Genomic DNA, 20,149 nt, shown 5'->3' with positions numbered 1-20,149 from the left:
CTTTGCACCATTAACCGTCAGATGTCGGCGGCTTGAATAAAATTTTTCCTCGATCACCATAAACCTTTTCCACATGTGTATCGCCCCATCTGCACATCAGATGAAGAATCTCTTTAAGACTCCACCCATACTCCGTCAACTCATATTCCACCTTCGGCGGGACCTGGTGATGGGAAATGCGGAAAATAATACCCGCCTCCGTCAATTCACCAAGCTGTTGGGTCAACACTTTCTGTGTAATGGAAGGTAGCAGCCTCATCAGTTCGCCATTACGCTTCTTGCCAAAGGTAAGATGGAATAAGATAACTGGCTTCCACTTGCCGCCAATCACTTCAAGAAGAGCCTCAACTGCAGTGTTATATACTTTGATCGGTTCCTGCATATCAGCTTCTAACCCCCTTCCAAAATTCAGTGCATACTGAACAAATTGTATTTTGCACACCAGCGATGCGCTGGATCATTATTGAACTAGAAGCGCTTGGCAAAATGCCTCTTATCCTTATATCATAACTAAAATTCTGACTGGATAGGTATTAGTGTTACAAAAAAATAGCCTGCTTCCTTTATTTCAAAGGTTCAGGCTATTCTTCAATCATCCCGATTCATCTTCTCAAAAATATTAACTAATTGTGCTCGATCCTCTTGGGTCAGTTTCTGGAATAAATTTTTACGCAGCTTCTGCCCCTCCAATATTGCTCTTTCGAGGACTTCGATCCCTTTATCGGTAATGTTCAAATATATAATGCGGCGGTCAGCTTCATCTACAATCCTGACGGCTAATTTCTTGGCAACCAGCTTATCAGCTAAATAACTGAGTGTAGGTGGGGTAAGGCCCAATAGTTTGGCAATATCTGAAGGTCGGCTTTTTCCATTTTGATTGAGATGACTGAGTACAAGCACATGAGAGACGCCGAGGTCCTCATTAAACGATTTGTTCCACTGTATAATCAATTTATTGGTGAAATTGTCCATGTTGTGTATGAGCTCAAAAATGTTCTGTTCTTCCATGTGATCCTCCTCGCAAAAATAAAACAACAGCCCTCATTCTACTTAAGGGCTGTCATCATTTTACACGCTATTGGGCTGAGTATCCACCATCGATAACCAGTTCAGATCCTGTAATGTACGAAGAATCATCCGATGCCAGGAACAATGCAGCGTTGGCAATATCGATAGCCTGCCCCAGACGTTGCAAAGGCGTTGCCTGAACGAGTCGATCAAGCAATTCCTTCGACGTGTTCAAAGCTTGAGTCATTGGTGTTTCGATGATCCCAGGGAAGAGAGCATTCACCCGAACACCTTGACGACCAAAGGTTGTCGCCGCTGCTTTGGATAATGCGCGTACTGCCCCTTTGGATGCCGAATAGTGGTTAAAGCCTTGTCCAATCAATGCGGTGTATGAAGAGATATTAACGATGGAACCTTTCTTTTGTGCTGCCATATAAGGAGCTACATGTTTCATGCCAGCAAATGGGCCAAAGCCATTAATGGAGAGCATTTTCTGCCAATCCTGCGCATTGATTTCCTCAAATGGCTTCTCTGAAGAAATGCCTGCATTGTTGACCAGAATATCAATTTTACCAAAACGTTCGTTAACTACTTTCGCTAATATCTCCCAATCTTCATCGGAGGAAACATTCAACTTCATTCCATACACATTCTCTTTTTGGCTTGCTTTCTCCAGTGCTTCCTCATTAATGTCTGCAGCAATAACGATGGCGCCTTCCTTTGCAAAGAGATCCACCATGCCTTCACCAATTCCTGAAGCTCCACCAGTAATAATAGCTACTTTATTATCTAATCTTCCCATATGAAAACGCTCCTAACGTATTTTATTTGTACGACGCTGCTTTAGTTGTTAGTCGTATTGTGTGAATTCATAAACTCTTCAAAATCGGGAACGGTTGGGTTGGCAATATAATGGCCGCCCTCAACCTGGATGGTCTGTCCCGTAATGAATTTGGACTCATCTGAGGCCAGGAATACGACGGTGTATCCTATATCATTGGGTTCCCCGTGATAAGGCAGTGCGTTATATTTTGCGAACATATCCAATACATCCGGAGGCATATTATTCTGGGCTGCCGGGGTCAAGATCAATCCAGGTGCGACAGCATTGCAACGAATGTTATGCTTGCCATATTGGGTGGCAATATACCTTGTTAGATTCACTACTCCTGCTTTTGAGGCACCGTAAGCAACCCGAACCGCATCGCCTGTAAAGCCAGCCATGGAGGCCGTATTAATGATGGAACCCTCACCCGCTTCAATCATATGAGGGATGGCGAATCTACAGCCGAGCAACACGCTTTTCAGATTCACGTTCATCAGCCGATCCCACTCGTCCAGATCTACGTTAACCACGTCCAAATCCTTCTTCAGGTTGGTCAGGCCAACGTTGTTGAACAGACTCGTGAGTTTACCATATTGTTGGACCGTAAATTCCACAGCTTCCTTAATAGAAAATTCGTCTCCCGCATCAACAAAAACGGCTACTGCATCTCCGCCTTCAGCTTGAATGTTCGCTGCCGCTTCTTTTGCCCCATTGACATTGAAATCAGCAATAACGACTTTCGCTCCTTCTCTCGCCATCAATTGGGCTGCGGACAATCCTATTCCAGAAGCACCTCCAGTTACAAGGGCTACTTTGTCTTTCATTCTCAACATGGTTCTCAAGCTCCTTTCATAAAGAAACCGAAAATAAATAGCAGCTCTATTATTTAATTATTTAGATGACTAAATATTAGATGTCTAAATAATAGCAGAGGAATGGTCTTTCTGCAATGCATACGGCCCTGTATCCTTATTTTGGATGCCTTTAGCGAAACAAGCGAAGTGTTATAAAAATACAGCCCTCATGGATTTGAGGGCTGTATAGCATCAAGTCTCTTAATCAATAAATTGATCCAAGTTTTCTGAAAATTTTGATAATGTCACTTTTCATTCTCCATCCCAGAGTCAGGATAAGGCTTGCCCACCGTATCATCTGGTGTCTGAACGTACCACTGAGCATATGTCGCGTTACCAGAATCGGATTCGGATTTCTCTGGCTTGCAAGTAAATTGGTAAGCAGATATATCCTTTCCGCGTAAGGTTACAGTCACGGCAAGCTCAGGGTCGCCCCAGCTTGGATATTTCCTACGGTACTGTTTATCAATAATTTCACTTTGAAAAGAAGGGCTGGTCATAAATACTGTGGTTTGAGTGAAAAGTCGATGAATCTCTTCTTCATCCGGTTCTGTTTTGACCGTATATGCGACTTCGACCCGAGGTGTGGCATAACGAATCTCCGTCTTTTGAATAGCAGGAAAATCTTGCTCGATATCCTGCCGAAATGATTTGACTTCTTCTGAAGAGACGTTGGTGTAAGAAGTACAGGCCGTCAAGAAAAGAATCAGAGCTAGAATATTCACTACGTGCAATATTCCTGAACAATGTTTGATGCCAGACATACAGTCACCGGCTTTATTTAATATATATGAACGTATGCAGATAAACCTCCCTCAGCACCCCGACTAAATTAATTCAACAATTCAACACAGTCATACACCCACCCAGCACTTAACCAATTGCCCAAGTCGCTGGAGCCACTGATTGGCGTAATGGTCACGGTGTTAGACCCATTAACGAAATAGGATGCCGGTATATTCCAGGAAAAGGTTGTATTGTTGCCCCGATAGGTCCCAATCGTAAAGCTCCGCGAATTCGGTTGGGATGAAGCTGCCGGATTGGTTAACGTTTGACCGTTAATCGTTACGCTGGGTCTTCCATTGTTGTATGCTGCCGTAATACCGATGTTAAGAACATGCGAAGATGCCGCTTGGGAAGAGTTCAGGCTAAAGGTAACGGTTGTCGGTGAGTTTTGCCCCCGGAACTGAATTGCTGGAAACTTGTTGGTTGCACTGCCGGTGGCATAACTGACAGGACCCCAGCTTGGATTACGGCTATCGGAAGGATGACGGATTGGAATCGTCTGGCCGCTCAGGAACTCCGATGGCGTACCATCCCAATTCCCAATACGCCAGATGCTGGATGCTTTACTTGGGTCATTGTTGATCGTACGCGTATTCAGCGTTGTCGTTGATCCTCCAGTGATGTTCACACTTTCCGTATAGACGGCCAGTTCCCCCTTATACACCGTCATGGTGTATGTACCCGGAATCATGCTGTATTTGGCAGCTGCCCCGCTCGAAGAGGCATTCACCCAATATTGGGCGTTGCTATTGGCAAAACCAACTGTATACGCATAACCCGTATCCATGCCAGAGAGCCCATTAAGCACGACATTACCTCGGCTGGATACCCAACCTGTCAGGTTCAGACCCGACATCCAGCTAAAATCAGGTACGCTTGGCGTTGCACCGGTGGTGAAAATCAAGGCATACGGCCCATGCAGACCCATGCGCCAATTTTCAGTCTGGGCATGTCCTGAATTCATGTAATTGTAGACCTCCGTATCTCCACCGCTCTGAAACTGAATATCACGGAAGAACGGACCTCCCGAACTTTTCTCTCGGTCGCCATAGGCCATGAACACACCCACACCGCTACCCGTAACGCCTCGAATGGTCAGATCCTTAGCTTGATCATTGCCGTAATACTTCGATGTACTCTGTCCGTTAGCGTAACCAAAAACGTCCTGGCTCTCAATCGCGCCGGTGTTATTCCGATTATTCGAATTGGCCGGAACTCCTGTTAATACGCTGCCGTTGCCCCTGAAAATATAGCGTAATTCACCCACAGACGGCTCTGCTTTGACATACGTGGCCATATAGATAATGTTCTCACCGCCCCGTGACGCATAATAGTGGGTAAGCGTGCTGGTTGATACGGTGATCAATACAGTTGATCCCGAAGGAGATGTGTTCCAGGTTACATTGGCGGAGCCCAAACCAGAGCCGATATGGGATGCCTTGCTGGAGCCGTTCAGCTCCGTTCCGTTCATTTTGGCAGATATGATATCTCCATTGGTTTTATTCACCGTGTATACCAGCCCTGCTCCTGTGTTCACTTCAATCCTCGACCCGTTATCCGTAACATAGATGGTGGCCGCGTGTCCGGTGGATGTTGGATATAATACCGCTGCTGCCATCATAACCAGTAATAGAAACGAACTGAATGCCTTCTTCATTAAACGTCTGCTCACGAGCTAATCCCTCCCTGGAATAGTTTTTTTAACGTTTTCGCAATGGGCCAAAATCAGATTTAAATATCGTATATGTGATAGCTGAATTAAAAGTAAAGCGCTTACATTATAATGTATGACAAACGAGCCTCTGTCTCATCTCGGTATTCTTGCTGTATGTGGCATATCCATGGAGTCAACTCTCTTCCATATCATCCGCTTTTACCGTCACCTCCTATATAGGAATAATCTGCATCTAACTTACTGGTAATATCATTAAAATAATACCATTATATTACATTCCGTAGCAATGAAAATAGCTATCAGCCTGCCGTAATCTCTCTCTGTTTTTTGTATCTTATCCAGATAAAAAATAGCGACCGCTCTCCGTAACCCTACCGGAAATCAATCGCCTCGCCTCTACTTCCCGTTATCCAAAATATTTGTTCATTGTCCCTATCGTGATCTTGAAACTCAGAAGCGGCCTACCGCTACGAACACAGCTAACGCCAGGAACACGATATTCACGCCAATTTGCTTATACTCCTTACGGGCAATGTGGAATATGGCTCCTAACAGTACAACGACAGCAAGACCAATGGCCGCCAGTGGCGTCAATCCAGGGGCGATATCTGTTACTTGAGGAACAATAAGTCCAATGACCCCAACCAGTTCCAAGATCCCGATAAAAAATACTAACCCTCTCGAAACTTCGCTTGCCCAAGGCCACGATTTCTTTGCCTGTTCATACTGGAACGCCTTCATCCATCCCGAGAAAATAAATCCTAAACCCAATATACCTTGAACAATCCATAACGCCATATTCATAACTCGTAAGCCCCTCTTCTTGTATATGATCAACACCTAGGCATATAATATTTTATGAGGTAAATATTTGGAAGTAGGCACTTAAACTAAACATAGTATACAAAAAGAAACCTTAGATAAATAAAGGAGTTGAGGGCATCATATGAGTACTTACTGCAAGTTTGAAACGGCGTTGGACATTCTTGTTGGAAAATGGAAACCGGTGATTTTACTTCGGCTTTTCGCCAATGGCACCATGAGATTTAGCGAGCTTCAGAGGGCCATCCCTGACATTACCAAGAAAATGCTCACCCAACAATTAAGGGAATTGGAGTACCACGACATCGTCCATCGTGAGGTCTATCAGCAGATTCCTCCCAAAGTTGAGTACTCCATCACGGAGTACGGTCAACGAATGACCCCTTTATTACAGGCCATGAATGATTGGGGCGAGGGTCACATCGATCATTTGAACGAGCTTTATGGGGAAGATCTGACGACTGAGCTGCCTGAACGCAGCTAAATAATACACCGGTGATCTCACCATTAACATTACGTTCTTCTCCTACAGCAGGAAGGAGAGGTTTCAACTGAAAAAGCTGCACCCTTTGTTACGGATGCAGCCTCTTCAATATTTTATATATCAGGAAGCTATCACCTTCTTACAGTGAACCCTCAAGATTTGCAGGTTGATTTCCCTCATTCACCAAACCTTGAATAAAGGTCTCAACATTGGGCGCAAGCCAAGTGATCTTGTAGCCTTCTGCTTTATTCACATGGACAACCTCGGGCTCACCGGCATTGCCGGATTCACGATAATCCAGCATCACGACCTCTGAATCGGAAGGACACTCACATAGAATGACACCAATTTCGGGGTACCCCCCTTGTTCGATGATCACCCGGCTTCCAGCTTCTCCACACAGTGAATGTGCCTTTTCCCGTCCAACACCCAGGATATTGAAAATTTCAACTTGAATCTTCCCATCACTCTCCGCCTGACTAACCGGAAAATAACGATAGTGGGGCACACCACCATTATGTAGTTTCATCATGTTCACATAGAATGTCGGCAGCTTGAACACCAATTGATCCTCCACTGCTTCAATTTGCTCATCGGTAGGAGGGGACAACACATATTGATCGACGTTTGCTGGACTGTCATTCCAGAAGCTCGTCGATTCGGGGTGGATACCAGGTGCAGCTTCGATGGTGGTTTCATTGATTGAATGGACTGTATCCACAGGCACCTCTACCTCTTCTTCTGTGAGCTCGTCTGCTGTTTTATTCCGAATCCATTCCAGGAACTCCTGTGTATCCTCATCTCCCGGCTCTAATCGGTCCGCTGCTTCGAAAGCTTCACGCGCGTTCTCATATTGCTCCAAATAATAATACGCCAGACCAATGCGGTAATGCCAAAGCGGGTCATTTTGTCCCTCTTCTTCAACCGACAGGAATTGCTCCACCGCCTCCTGGTAACGCTCCATATTATTCAAGGCTCTACCCAGATGGTTGACCAGAATATAATCCCGATCCTCTTCCCGAACCTCTGTAATCGCATCTATAATCTCTTCATACTCATCCTCTTCATGCCAAGCCTCTAGCCGTTCCAAGAGTTCATCATTCATTGACCTTGCCTCCCTGTCTTATTCGTTGTAGAAATTATATCAATAAATTATGAATAAAAAAAACGCAGCTTCATCGAGCTGCGAACAATAATCATCGTGAAGTGATCGAATGATAGATATCGATAATTTACGCCTACCTTACTGTAACCTATTTGGTATCCATAACAAGCGAATATTTATTGAAAATCCAGGACTCCCTCATATCATTCATAGCTTCTTTGCTAACCCGAACAGAAGTCTTTTGCTCGTGTAAACCTTCTGGTGCAGGTACGGAAAACCGCAGCAATTTGGTTATTTTTTTTATTTTATTTGCCACTTCATGATATAACCCATACGTTAACGGCCGATGCTCCCGAATATCCTCGTATATATAATATTTCCCAATCTCATCTTCCAAATCCATTTGGACCCCTTTAGGAAACGATAGCACGATAGACGGCAATTCATCCTCCGCCCATTGTCCAAGATACGGGAAGCTGACACCCTCGTTTTTCAAGAAAAATCCAGACTTCCCCTGATCCAGCTTACTCAAGAGCGAATATACGAAATGAGGGGGGATCTCCTCTCTGTTCTCTTCCTTCGTAGCAGTAAAAGATTGATAAAATCGGCTATACGCTTCATATACCTGATCATAATCATACTTGGTCTGCGCATGGTTGGGTCTGATAAATTGAACCTGTTTCTGCTCGAAAAGGGCTAGCAGGCTTTTGAGCTCTTCAGGCGTAATGAAAAATTTCAGTTTATAAAATCCACTGTTCTTTAATCGTTCCATTCTCTCACCACCAATTGTAAAATGGAGTCTCCTATTTCACCACTATTAGTTGAAGAGAGCCTTATGTGCGAATTCTCCATTTTGTAGATATGCCGTTCCTCTTATTTGCTGTCCACATATTTTGAAGAGAGATAGTTTTGAACATAACGGATAAGGGGAGCGGTCCACATGGGAGTCATGCCAAAAAGCTCTATCAAAAAGCAGGGAGTTTCTATTATTGCCTGCACGAAACGCCAAAGCTATATAAGAAACCTGTTTAAGAACTACAGCCGACAGATCCACGCCAAGAAAGAACTTATCATTATTATCAACAACAATAACATCCCCCTCAAGCCTTATCTCAGTCTAGCGAAAAAGTTCCCAAACGTACACGTATATCGTCTTCCGGAACGTACCTCCCTAGGTGCCTGTCTTAATTACGCGATCAAGAAAACGAAATACAACTATATTGCCAAGTTTGATGATGATGATTACTACGCTCCCTATTATTTGACGGAAAGTTTGCTAACCTTTCAAAGAACCAAAGCCGATGTCATTGGCAAGCGGTCTCATTATATGTATTTACGTGGGTCAAAGACGTTTATTCTTCGTTTTCCACAAGATGAACATCGACCTGTGACTCTAATCCCTGGCGCAACGCTAGTTTTTAAACGCAAGGTGATAAACAAAGTTCCTTTCCCAAATCAAAGCGTCGGTGAGGATGATCTTTTTTGCATTAGAAGCAAACGAAAAGGATACCGCGTTTATTCTGCTGGAAAAAATAATTTTGTCGCGATCCGCAGGAGAAACTCATCCAACCATACATGGATCATTAGCGATAAAGAACTGATCTCTCAGAGCCGAAAAATACCTTCTGTTACGAATTACAAGAAATATGTGCAGAAAAAGCCAAAGGGCTTATTATAATGGTGAACCCAGACCGTTCTCTTGATTTGAATGGAGTTTCTATCATTGTTTGTACCAAACGGCGACAATGCATGGGCAACCTTTTTCGTAACTACAGCAGACAAAATTATAAGATCAAAGAGCTTATCATCATATTAAATAATAATAATCTGCGTGTAAACGAATATATCCAGGCGGCAAAACAATATAGAAATGTAAGGGTAGTTTCTCTGCCGGAACAAGTATCGCTTGGACATTGCCTAAATTATGGAGCTTCATTATCTAATTTCAATCTCATCGCTAAGTTTGATGACGATGATTATTATGCTCCTCTCTATTTAACAGATAGCGTGCATACCCTGGGAAAGACCAGAGCAGATATTGTAGGGAAACGAGCCCACTACATGTACTTGAGCAGCAAAAAACTCCTTCTGCTACGTTACCCTACCAAGGCGAATCAATATGTTCCCCTGATTCAAGGAGCGACCCTGCTCGTAAAACGACATGTAATAAGCGAGGTTGGCTTTCCCGACCAAAATCGAGGAGAATGCGTGACGTTTTGTTCGGACAGCCTGGCAAAGGGCTATAAAATTTATTCAGGAGGTTCATCCCATTTCCTTGCGATCCGCAGGAGGAACTCCAAAGATCATACGTGGATCGTAAGCGATAAAGAGCTTTTAACAAGAAATGTTAAAGTGCTGAAAGTGAGAAACCCAAGAGAATTTATATGCCAACCCGATAACTTTATTTAAAATTACAGATCGATGATTCTGTTAACGGCAGGTTGAATATCAAAAAAAGAGCAGCATTTCGCTGCTCTTCTCTTTTCTCGATCCCGGTATTCATATGTGATGTACTTAAGCCAAATATTCAGCCATAATCTGCTCGATATCAAACGGGGTAATTCCTTGTTCCACCGAATAAATTGTATCGGCCTGATCCAACGTATCCACCAGTTCACCTCTAGCCTTGGCATGAAGCGTGAACAAGTCGTATAGATCCGGCTTGCGTAGTGTGGTCAAGGCTTTGCCCATCAGGACCATCCCTTTTTGATTACCTTCGACATTATTGTAATATTCCGGGTGCCTAGTCAGTGCCAGATCCGTCCAAATGACCGTACGCTCCACTAGATCCATAATGACGGGAATGGCAATCTGTGTATCTGCCGTGATATCAATCTTGTTTGCCACCGTGGACGGCTCGAAGATCTCGCCAGAACCCGGCTTCTTACGCATCATCCAGCCCACAAAGCATTCCGGCAAATCGCAATATGGATGACTCGTAAAGGAAAGCAGACTCGCCACCACATAACGCCCACCATAAGCAACAATCGACGGAATATGCAGGTCAATGAACTCACTCGCACCATGAGGCGCTGTCACGATATCCCCGCTGTGAACGGCCTTGTAGTTGGATGAACGCAGATTCGTATAGGAAATATGCTCCACATAGTTCCAGTTCTCATCGTACATCACCGCAGACAGATCGATATCTACACGCCCCGTTGCTTGACCATTCACGGTGCCTTCCTTCCACCAGTTGAAGAAACGAATCGTATCTCCCTCGGCCATCGGCACCCGGCTTCCCCGAACAATCGTATGAAGGGCCTTGCTCGCCGATCTTTGGGAAAAGGGAACCAGATAATCATGGAGCTGTGGATCAACATACGTCTTTCCAAGCGAAGGAAGGGCGGCGAAACGCTGCACCAGCGCCTGCTCACACATCTGCACGACGGCACGACAAGTGTCATCGTCCATCTCGGGAAGCTGATTCGGAATGGCGAAAGCCTTCGCTAAATTGCCTTTCGGAAAAAATACACGCAGATCCTGCGGTTCATTACGTCGGGCAAAATGCTCCCTCACCTGCAACAAAACCGGGGTCGATACGTGCTCCAGAATTTCTCCGAACGCCAGCAATACATACTCCTTATCCGTGGTAGAGCGCAACAGGTGATCCAATCTTCTCGCAAATTCACCAGGGCGCTGCTTCAACAGCTCAATCAAACTCCACACATTCTGATATTGGAAGGCCAACTCCACACTTCCGTTAAAGGTCGTAAACGACTTGTTATGACGCAAAATATCAAAAGCTTCCTCGCATCGCGGATAACGCAGCTTATATTCAGATGGATGCAGAATTTCGCCCAGACGAATCCAGCGATCCTTATATCGAAGCATGTCTTCCGTAATTGAACCGCATTGCTCCAGCAAACCGAGCAACAGGCGTCTCTCACGCCGCTTGAATTTGCGAAAAGGCGAAGCCAGAGCCAGGCTGACATCACCATCCGACCAGGCCACAGCAAGACGAAGCACATCCGTTGCCGTTCTGAAATACGGGCCGATTCGGTCGATATTAGCCTTTTCATACTTTAATAAGGAAGCTACTACGAACCCCACATTTTCCTTGAAAGGAATCTCGGCCGGCAACAGCGCATCCACTTCATCCGGTTCCGCAAGTTCCAGCACAGTATCGATATCTGCTTTGTCTGTCTCCGAGATGGAGCCGTTGGCTTCGATCAGTTGGCGGATGAGCGTCTGAAAGTCTGCCTTGTCTCCAAGGTCAATGACTTTTAGATTTATTTTATCCAGTAAAGGTACTCTTTCCACAGGTTCATGATTCGGATATACCAAGGTCAGATAATGAAGGATAGCATTCAGGTAGAGTTCCACCTCATCTTCCTCCATCACCTGTGTTGGAAATCCAGGGTACATCGGTTTGTAGTCCACATGCGCGCCGACCATGATTCTCAGATCAGCCACAACCTGGGCCACCAATGCTTCAAACTGTTCCTTGGATAATGTTCGCACTGCTTGCATCAATTCATCCGAGAATGTGTATCCAAGCGTTTCTATATTTTTAAGGGCAGTCGCCAAATAAACCTTCGGCAGCTGTTTCTCCCCTTGTTCTTGCTCGATCATGAGTTTGTTCGCTCTGCGCAAATAGATGGTATTGTTCATGATAAAAGAGTCCAGGAAAGCCATATCCCTACAATTGGTGGTCTGCTGTAGAAGGAAGGAATATGATAGCCTGGACGCCTCCTCTCTGAATTGAGATCTTCAGGAAAGCGGCAACCCTAAGTTCGCCAATGAAGTTAGAAGGAAGGATCGTCATAGCCTGAAGGCCAAAGGTCCGAAGTTTGTGACCCGAACCTTTGATGAACCCATCATCTCAGATTCCACGATCTCCCAACAGGGCGAAAGTATTACGACATGCGAAACTAAGGGGGAATTCTCTGACTTGTGTCGATCAGTACTGAAGAACGGCATACAACTGATGGTACATAAAAAAAGAGCTAAGCACGGTTTTTAGACGGCTTAGCTCTTTATCACACGCATGGTAAACAGGTTACATACAGCTCGTTACATCCGAACGACTGATTTCTCAGCTGTCAGCCCAAGCACCCGAGCGGTTGAAGCATGTACCTGGTTTAGAAGAGTAAGGTTGTCAACCAGTGATTCGCCATACGAAGGAACCATTTCCTTGATCTTTGGTTCCCAGGCATCCATATGCTGCGGGAAACACTTCTGGAGAATCTCCAGCATCACGTGAACAGCGGTTGAAGCCCCCGGTGAAGCTCCGAGCAATGCTGCAATCGAGCCATCCGCCGCAGTAACTACCTCCGTGCCGAATTGAAGGGTTCCTTTGCCGCCTTGAGCCGTGTCCTTAATCACCTGCACACGCTGGCCCGCCAGTACCATATCCCAATCCTCGCTCTTGGCATCCGGAACAAAGTCACGCAATTCGGCCATGCGTTGTTCCTTGGATAACATGAGTTGTTGGATCAGGTATTTGGTTAGTGAAATTTCTTTGACGCCTGCCGCGAGCATCGTGAGCAAGTTGTGCAGCTTCACGGACGTAATCAGATCGGCATTGGAGCCTGTTTTTAAGAATTTTGGCGAGAACCCGGCAAACGGTCCAAATAACAGCGACTTCTGATTCTCAATAAATCGGGTATCCAAATGCGGAACAGACATTGGCGGAGCACCCACCGAAGCTTTTCCATATACTTTGGCATGATGCTGTTCCACGACTTTCGGATTTTTACACACCATAAAGATGCCGCTAACCGGGAAGCCGCCGATATGTTTACCTTCAGGAATGCCGGATTTTTGCAACAAATGCAAGCTGCCGCCCCCTGCCCCGATGAAAACGAATTGCGCGGTGTGCCGTTCGACGGTTCCGCTCTTCAGATTCTTCACGGCTAATTCCCAAGATCCATTGCTTGTGCGTTTCATGTTCTTCACGCTATGTTGGTAGTGGATATCCACGTTTTGGCTTTTTAAGTGTTCCATTAGCATACGCGTTAAAGCACCAAAGTTAACGTCCGTACCGGAGTCAATTTTGGTGGCTGCAATCGGTTCATTGCCCGTGCGGTTTTTCATCATCAGCGGAATCCATTCCGCCAGTTTTTTCTTATTATCCGAGAATTCCATGCCTACGAATAACGGATGTTTCGATAACGCTTCAAAGCGTCTTTTTAGAAACTGGACATTCTGCTCTCCATGCACATAACTCAAATGAGGGAGCGGCATAATGAAGTCCCGCGGATTACGAATCAGATTGCTTTTGACGAGATAGGACCAAAATTGCCTTGAGATTTGAAAATGCTCATTCACCTTAATCGCTTTGCTAATATCTACGGATCCGTCTGGTCGTTCAACGGTATAGTTAAGTTCGCACAATGCTGAATGCCCGGTTCCGGCATTATTCCATTCGTTGGAGCTTTCCTCCCCCGCACTGGCGAGCTTCTCAAAAACCTTAATATTCCAGTCTGGTGCCAATTGTTTAAGCAAAGTTCCCAAAGTTGCACTCATAATTCCGGCACCAATCAAGATAACATCTGTACTCGTTTGTCCCTGGCTCATGTCTACCGTCCTTATATCCTATATTTGCCAAAAGGATGTAAGCGTTATCGATTTGGCATTGCAGCAAGCCCCATTCTTGAACAGGCCCGCCCCTTCTCTGAATGATATAACCTTGATCTAGTGTATCAATAATATGGATCAATTTAAATATGCAATTTGAAGATATTTGCTATTCCATCAGTATACGCTAGTTTATGTCAGATAGATAACCCGGTTATAGGGCTGAAAGATTAATTTGTTCAATAAAAAGAGACAATTCTGGTTGCGTGGCCTGAATTGTCTCTGAAAGATGGGCGTGTTGGTACCTTTGCCTTTAATAATTCGTCCTAAAAAAAGATCAAGATGCTACTCTCCAATGTTATCCCTGATAAAGTTCTAATTTTTTCATGAAATTAGTCAATAATTCAGTATACTCTTCCTGATCCTCTTCGTCAGCCCATTCAATATTAGACAGGTTTCTGTTAATATCCTGAAGCAAAGATGCAAGCTGTGATAATTCTTCAAATTGATTTAATTCAATCGAGTAGAGTATTTTTAATAAATGACCATCATACATTTCCCCAGCAAGTGGATCACCTTTTAAAATTTCCAAAGCTTTTTTTATACCAAGATCCATAAAAATATTTTGAGCTAGCATTCTACTAACATCTTCTAATTCTATCTCATCTATTGTTTTATCGATAAGTCTGTTGTACCACTGATCCAAAGGATACTCAGATTCTTCGGTCTGAATATTTTGATTTAGTGCGTAAATCTCTTTAATTGGCTTGTTCATTTATTCTACTCTCCCGCTGGCAGGATTAACTTATTATTCAAAGATAAAACAAAAGGTTCAGCTCTATTTGTAATATTAAATCATCTTCGGATCTTTATAGCACCAATCAGAGTCATAAGTCATTGAATGTATCTTTTGTATATCTTCCCAGGTGAAGACCCAATCGTAATCAGCCACCCAAAAATAGTCTGATCTATTAAGATTCAGATATTCATAAACAAAACTAAGAATGACCCCTTCTGCTCCAAACACTTCCTCTATTGTCCCCACTCGAATGAGTTCGTAATTAGGATCTAAATCAAGATCTTCATAGTCACTGAATATTACACTCTTATTTTCTTTTGCCTTCACATACATAATGAATTGATGATTATTCTCCTCACTATTATAGGAATGAGCCAGTATGTTCAACGTTGTAGAAGAAAATATTCCGTTTTCAAGGTTTTTATGATTATCAAATATAAGTCGGTTATCGGAGTTAAACACCGCAATCATAGTGTCGGACAAAAATTTTTCTGGCGTATACTTCTCACGCTCCGTTAAGAAAAATGCAGTGGTTCCCATTTTATTTTATTACCTCCTTTAATTTTTCCAACGAATTGACGACGGTAACGCCATAAGACTTAATATCTTTTAACATGCTCTCATGCTCATCTCTTAGTTTATTTAAGGGTTTATCGATATATAGGACAACTTTTTTGTTTTCAGGATTGAAAAAATCAGGATGATCGCGCTGAGTCATTTTCAAAAATTGCTCAGAGTCTACAGCTTTAATGGAAGCCTTCACTTCAATTATCACATCTTTTGTAACAACATCTAAATCTCCGGCAGGTTGACCATCCTTTTTTAATATCTTTAGTCCAAATCCAATGATTTCTGTTTCGTCTCTTACAAAATTCGCAACCTTTGCTTCCGTTGCTTTACCAATGTTGGAGCTACCCAAAAAGTTATCAACATCCCGATTAATATTCTTTGGATGCTGATCTACCCATGTGAGTTCAGACCCAGCGAGGTTAGTGTACGTTGTTTTGCTCTTTTCCTTAACTAGAGTTCCGCTATTTGTAATCTTTTGTGGATTCACAGAAGCAACAGTCTGTGCCTTATCACTCTTCGCCTTAGCAGCCTCTATATTCTTCTTAATTTTCGCCACGGCTGGACTAGATGATGGTAAGCGAAATGGACCCTTGCCTCCCGGAACACTCCCACGAACCATCTGAATCGCCATAAACACTTGGGCAAACTTTAGAGAGGTAACCATGGTTCGAGCATAAGAATCAGAGACAGTTTCTCCTGTATAGGGATGTATTCCGTTCTGGAATGCCTTGATCTGTAGTGAAAATATATCATCCCCAGGTGGTTCAACCTTCACACCTTCCATGCGATTAACATCCAGATGTCCATGATCCTTCTCATACGCCTGAAGGGCAGCCTGATCCGCATCACCATCCTCGTTGACAGGCATCCACACCCACTTTCCAAACATATTGATTCGTGCCATCCGATATCCCTTATCACCCGAGCTTGAATCACCTGCTGAATTGGTCATGATTGCTGCGGCACCGACTGCTCCAGTTGCACCACCCAGACTTACCAACTGAGCATCTGCATCCTGGAAGCGCGTAGCGATGTCCTTCAATTCCTTGGATGTATTCACCATACTCTCCAGCGCTTTATCCAGTATAGGGCGTGATTGCTCAAACTCATAGAAAAACCGCTCCTGCGTCGCACCCATCCACATTGTCTGAATGAACATGATCTGTCTCGTCAGATCACCACGTATACTCTCCAACTGTTGTCTGGCTTGATCCACCTGATTCGATACGTGATGCAGTTGTTCAGGGGTTACTTTGATTGTACTCATACGTTTCTCCGCTCATTTAAAATAGGATTAACCAATGTTAGCAGAAGTTTGTAGCATAGACCATCCGGCTAACATCCTGATTTGACCATTTCTAAAACATAAGCTGTACCCATCATCGGTGCTAGGGTCCTATATGCATTTACCTATTTCAGAGTACTTATCACCAGCAAATAATCCCCTTACCCTATCTCCTCCAAAAACGCCCGATACCGCCCAACCTGCTCCTCCGTCGCACATTCCCGCAACGATTCCAATAGTGCCGCGCATTTCTTGAAATACCGATTCATCTCAAGCTCATCCGCTAACCTGAGTGCCTGCAAAATGAACTCCACCGCTTTCTTTTGCCTTCCCATGCATTGTTCGTATAAAGCCCGGTGATAACAGTGATGGTACATATTTCCGTTGTTTGAAGAATCTATTTCTCTACCGACATCCTGAACCTGACTCGCAAACATATGTAAAACTCGATCGATCTGCCAACGATACCGGACCGCAGCCTCTACAATCGTTCTCAGACCTTCTATACATTCCTCTGGATGCTCTAGCAGAAAATTCACATACTCCTCCAGCAGCTCTGCATGCCCCGCTTCAATCTCCCGCGTATCGGAGTATTAGAAAGAGGCGAAAGAACCTTTTCCATAGATACGCTGGAAAAGGTTTTAGTCGCCTTAAATGTACCACTTATTGAGTTAATGATTACAGAAATATCCATCTCAAAATGACATACTACGACAGCAGACAATTGATGAATTCATTGTCAAGACAAGTAAAATGACAGATGAGCAAATTAGAATTATCCAAAGAGTTAATACCGAAATATTTCGTGCTTTTCGTTGATTGTTTCATTCGCTCCAAACTAAATTCCGAAAATCTAGTATTCATCTTCTTCCCCTCTGTTTCTAATTCTTGAAGTTCTATTAATGTTTGTCGTTAAAAAGTTAAATATCCAATTATCCTTAATTGTTAGTTCCCTTTCTGTTTCTGGTTGCTCCAGTTCCCTTTCTGTTCCTGATTGCTCCGGTTCCCTTTCTGTCCCTGGTTGCTCCGGTTCCCTTTCTGTCCCTGGTTGCTCCGGTTCCCCTTCTGTCCCTGGTTGCTCCGGTTCCCCTTCTGTCCCTGGTTGCTCCGGTTCCCTTTCTGTCCCTGGTTGCTCCGGTTCCCTTTCTGTCCCTGGTTGCTCCGGTTCCCTTTCTGTCCCTGGTTGCTCCGGTTCCCCTTCTGTCCCTGGTTGCTCCGGTTCCCCTTCTGTCCCTGGTTGCTCCGGTTCCCTTTCTGTCCCTGGTTGCTCCGGTTCCCTTTCTGTCCCTGGTTGCTCCGGTTCCCTTTCTGTCCCTGGTTGCTCCGGTTCCCCTTCTGTCCCTGGTTGCTCCGGTTCCCCTTCTGTCCCTGGTTGCTCCGGTTCCCTTTCTGTCCCTGGTTGCTCCGGTTCCCTTTCTGTCCCTGGTTGCTCCGGTTCCCTTTCTGTCCCTGGTTGCTCCGGTTCCCCTTCTGTCCCTGGTTGCTCCGGTTCCCCTTCTGTCCCTGGTTGCTCCGGTTCCCTTTCTGTCCCTGGTTGCTCCTCTAACTTGTTGATTTCTAAATCCAGCCTATTTCCAATGTCGTCAATTAATTCATTCTCCAATGAGAATGAATATTCTTTAATAACATCCTGTAGTATATCTTGAGTTGAGTTACAATTTTCTTCTTTGTTATACTGCTCGATACAGATTGAAATTATCGAATGTTTCAATTCCTCTAATACCTTGGAATGATTAGAATCTATGAATGATATACTACAATTCAAAAGCTGAGAAAAAAACCTATCATCTTTAATACACTGATCGTCTTTGTCTTTTCCAAGCCAGCCCTGTACACAACACTCGTAGTAGAACAACCAACTACTGTTGTATAAACTATCATCCACTAGAAGACTCTTATAATAAGAAAAGTCTAACTCTCCCGATAAAAGGCCTTTTGAATTTAATATCATCACAAGTACATTTACAATAGCATTATCATTTTTCAATAATAATTGAGCTACATCTTCAATGAGAGGTATATCGAGTTTTACAGCAAAACTTAGCGCCCAAAACACTTCGTAATCATTTTTAAATTCGATGTTATCCCTTATTTGAGCATTAACAAATTCCAAAATTTTATCATAGTCCAATGGATAACTTCTATATTTGTAGCTCTCAATAATCTCAAAAGCTACAGGAATTATAGAAGGATCAACTAAAATAGATTGAAACAATAACGACTCAAAAAGATCCCAATTTTCCTTATGTATTACAACGTTTCTTATTACTTTTAACGCATAATTTAGAATCCCCTTATCCTCTAGTTTTGATTTGAATTTAAATGCTCCACTAAAATACTCCATTAAATCAGTTCTTTGAAGTAAAATAGAATTTTGAATACTGTTATTATTAACTCTAAATTTAAATCTCTTGAAATAAAACTTCCATTCTGGTTCTAGAACCTGCGGAATTTTTATAATTTTAGTCTTGTTTACATTTATATCCAATTCGTATTTCTTTAAAATTTTATTTATTATGTTTAACGCTCTTTCTGCTTCTTCAGATGAACTAAAATAATACTCCATGTCGTCAGTGTACCTAAAACCCTTTAAATTTCCGCTATACTCTTCCTTAAACTCAACATCAATTGCTACTCCTATTATTTCCTGTATGATCAATGAACTAATAGGTCCAATAGGTATACCAATTGTTTGGCCATCCTGCATATTTCTCACTAATTTGTCGATATTGTTCCCTATAATTTCAGACTTAGTGTTTGATTTAGCATACTCCTTAGTGTGCAGTGCCCACGGGATAGCATGAGTATAAATACTAGGGTAATATCTCGATATATCTAATTGTAAAATGTACCTTTTTAAAGCAAGATTATCAATTCTTCTTTTTATTTTTTCAGACATCTCATATCTTGGCCTTATCCTGTCAGTATCAGAATTTTTAGGGGTTGTTAATGAATATTCTGATTTCAAAAAGTGATCCTCGAGTGTCTCCCAATTCTGTTCAATTAGATTGGCCAATAAAATATAATGTAGCGGATGTGGTATAGATACCGTTCTCCTAAAGTTATCTCCTTTAGGCACAGATATATCTATTAACTTAGTCCATTTATTTAATGTATTACTTGATAGTCTTGACTTTGAGAGATCCAGAGATTCTAATTTTTCACTCATAGTGGCAGAAACGAACTCACTTGGAACTTCTTTTGGAAAAAAACCACTATTCAACATTTTTCTCGCTATGTTCTCGTTACTTGACATAAAATCACATCCATATTCTTTTCCATATATAATATCCTGATTAACAAACATACTTGGATTTCATTTGAAATCTATCCTGATTTAAAAATCAACAATAAAGTTTACCTATAGAAGCTACTTAGATGGATTAACACTTTAGGATGTCAACCACTAATTA

At 43.1% G+C, this 20,149-nt stretch carries 19 protein-coding genes; 3 read left to right on the top strand and 16 right to left on the bottom strand.

The genetic code is table 11. The annotated features are described in order from the left end of the window. Window positions 1-10 precede the first annotated feature (10 nt). From CS562_RS18640 to CS562_RS18610, 7 genes are all read right to left on the bottom strand, one after another. Window positions 11-382: a winged helix-turn-helix transcriptional regulator gene (locus CS562_RS18640; RefSeq protein ID WP_099857831.1), complete on the bottom strand. Its 372-nt coding sequence runs from the start codon at window positions 380-382 to the stop codon at window positions 11-13. Window positions 383-588: 206 nt separating this feature from the next. Beyond that, window positions 589-1,008, bottom strand: a complete 420-nt coding sequence (locus CS562_RS18635) for a MarR family winged helix-turn-helix transcriptional regulator (RefSeq protein ID WP_099857829.1) — start codon at window positions 1,006-1,008, stop codon at window positions 589-591. A gap of 67 nt (window positions 1,009-1,075) precedes the next feature. After that, complete coding sequence (locus CS562_RS18630; RefSeq protein WP_076287245.1) at window positions 1,076-1,810, bottom strand: SDR family NAD(P)-dependent oxidoreductase; 735 nt, start codon at window positions 1,808-1,810, stop codon at window positions 1,076-1,078. Window positions 1,811-1,851: 41 nt separating this feature from the next. Beyond that, window positions 1,852-2,667: an SDR family NAD(P)-dependent oxidoreductase gene (locus tag CS562_RS18625; RefSeq protein ID WP_099857827.1), complete on the bottom strand. Its 816-nt coding sequence runs from the start codon at window positions 2,665-2,667 to the stop codon at window positions 1,852-1,854. A gap of 266 nt (window positions 2,668-2,933) precedes the next feature. Further along, complete coding sequence (locus CS562_RS18620; RefSeq protein WP_125477302.1) at window positions 2,934-3,452, bottom strand: hypothetical protein; 519 nt, start codon at window positions 3,450-3,452, stop codon at window positions 2,934-2,936. A 68-nt stretch (window positions 3,453-3,520) separates the two neighbouring features. Then, on the bottom strand, window positions 3,521-5,146 hold the full coding sequence (locus CS562_RS18615; RefSeq protein WP_099857823.1) for a rhamnogalacturonan lyase B N-terminal domain-containing protein: 1,626 nt from the start codon (window positions 5,144-5,146) through the stop codon (window positions 3,521-3,523). Window positions 5,147-5,599: 453 nt separating this feature from the next. After that, entirely contained in the window at window positions 5,600-5,953 is a 354-nt protein-coding gene (locus tag CS562_RS18610; RefSeq protein WP_099857822.1) for a DoxX family protein, read from the bottom strand. Window positions 5,954-6,095: 142 nt separating this feature from the next. On the opposite strand from CS562_RS18610, the gene CS562_RS18605 reads away from it, so the two are divergent. After that, window positions 6,096-6,455 carry a winged helix-turn-helix transcriptional regulator gene (locus CS562_RS18605; RefSeq protein WP_076287241.1) on the top strand — a complete coding sequence of 120 codons (360 nt, stop codon included), beginning with the start codon at window positions 6,096-6,098 and terminating at the stop codon, window positions 6,453-6,455. Window positions 6,456-6,594: 139 nt separating this feature from the next. Here the strand turns inward: CS562_RS18605 and CS562_RS18600 are convergent, their stop codons facing one another. Together CS562_RS18600 and CS562_RS18595 are read right to left on the bottom strand one after the other, a co-directional pair. Next, window positions 6,595-7,560, bottom strand: coding sequence for an SMI1/KNR4 family protein (locus tag CS562_RS18600; RefSeq protein WP_099857820.1), 966 nt, complete (start codon window positions 7,558-7,560; stop codon window positions 6,595-6,597). A gap of 148 nt (window positions 7,561-7,708) precedes the next feature. Beyond that, window positions 7,709-8,332 (bottom strand): hypothetical protein, encoded by a 624-nt coding sequence (locus CS562_RS18595; RefSeq protein ID WP_099857818.1) that lies wholly within the window; start codon window positions 8,330-8,332, stop codon window positions 7,709-7,711. 168 nt (window positions 8,333-8,500) lie between these two features. Here CS562_RS18595 and CS562_RS18590 point away from each other — a divergent pair, with 168 nt between their 5' ends. Next, window positions 8,501-9,238: a glycosyltransferase family 2 protein gene (locus CS562_RS18590; protein ID WP_076287238.1), complete on the top strand. Its 738-nt coding sequence runs from the start codon at window positions 8,501-8,503 to the stop codon at window positions 9,236-9,238. Then, window positions 9,238-9,969: a glycosyltransferase family 2 protein gene (locus tag CS562_RS18585; protein WP_099857816.1), complete on the top strand. Its 732-nt coding sequence runs from the start codon at window positions 9,238-9,240 to the stop codon at window positions 9,967-9,969. Before CS562_RS18590 ends, CS562_RS18585 begins: the two co-directional genes overlap by 1 nt. Window positions 9,970-10,074: 105 nt before the next feature. Here CS562_RS18585 and CS562_RS18580 read toward each other — a convergent pair whose 3' ends face one another. From CS562_RS18580 to CS562_RS18550, 7 genes are all read right to left on the bottom strand, one after another. After that, window positions 10,075-12,174, bottom strand: coding sequence for a TerD family protein (locus tag CS562_RS18580; RefSeq protein WP_099857998.1), 2,100 nt, complete (start codon window positions 12,172-12,174; stop codon window positions 10,075-10,077). Window positions 12,175-12,576: 402 nt separating this feature from the next. Next, window positions 12,577-14,082 (bottom strand): malate:quinone oxidoreductase, encoded by a 1,506-nt coding sequence (locus CS562_RS18575; RefSeq protein WP_099857814.1) that lies wholly within the window; start codon window positions 14,080-14,082, stop codon window positions 12,577-12,579. A 358-nt stretch (window positions 14,083-14,440) separates the two neighbouring features. Further along, window positions 14,441-14,857: a contact-dependent growth inhibition system immunity protein gene (locus tag CS562_RS18570; protein WP_099857812.1), complete on the bottom strand. Its 417-nt coding sequence runs from the start codon at window positions 14,855-14,857 to the stop codon at window positions 14,441-14,443. Window positions 14,858-14,932: 75 nt separating this feature from the next. Then, window positions 14,933-15,421, bottom strand: coding sequence for a hypothetical protein (locus tag CS562_RS18565; RefSeq protein ID WP_099857810.1), 489 nt, complete (start codon window positions 15,419-15,421; stop codon window positions 14,933-14,935). A 1-nt stretch (window position 15,422) separates the two neighbouring features. Further along, window positions 15,423-16,718, bottom strand: coding sequence for a WXG100 family type VII secretion target (locus CS562_RS18560; protein WP_099857808.1), 1,296 nt, complete (start codon window positions 16,716-16,718; stop codon window positions 15,423-15,425). Between the two features lie 179 nt (window positions 16,719-16,897). Further along, window positions 16,898-17,275 carry a hypothetical protein gene (locus CS562_RS18555; RefSeq protein WP_099857806.1) on the bottom strand — a complete coding sequence of 126 codons (378 nt, stop codon included), beginning with the start codon at window positions 17,273-17,275 and terminating at the stop codon, window positions 16,898-16,900. A 314-nt stretch (window positions 17,276-17,589) separates the two neighbouring features. Continuing rightward, window positions 17,590-20,043 carry an RNA-directed DNA polymerase gene (locus CS562_RS18550; protein ID WP_099857804.1) on the bottom strand — a complete coding sequence of 818 codons (2,454 nt, stop codon included), beginning with the start codon at window positions 20,041-20,043 and terminating at the stop codon, window positions 17,590-17,592. Between the last annotated feature and the right edge of the window lie 106 nt (window positions 20,044-20,149).

Source organism: Paenibacillus sp. LK1, assembly GCF_002750415.1.
In the GTDB taxonomy this organism is placed as follows: Bacteria; Bacillota; Bacilli; order Paenibacillales; family Paenibacillaceae; genus Paenibacillus; species Paenibacillus taichungensis.
The sequence above is the reverse complement of the archived record's forward strand: the minus strand, read 5'-3'. Positions and strand labels throughout refer to the sequence as shown.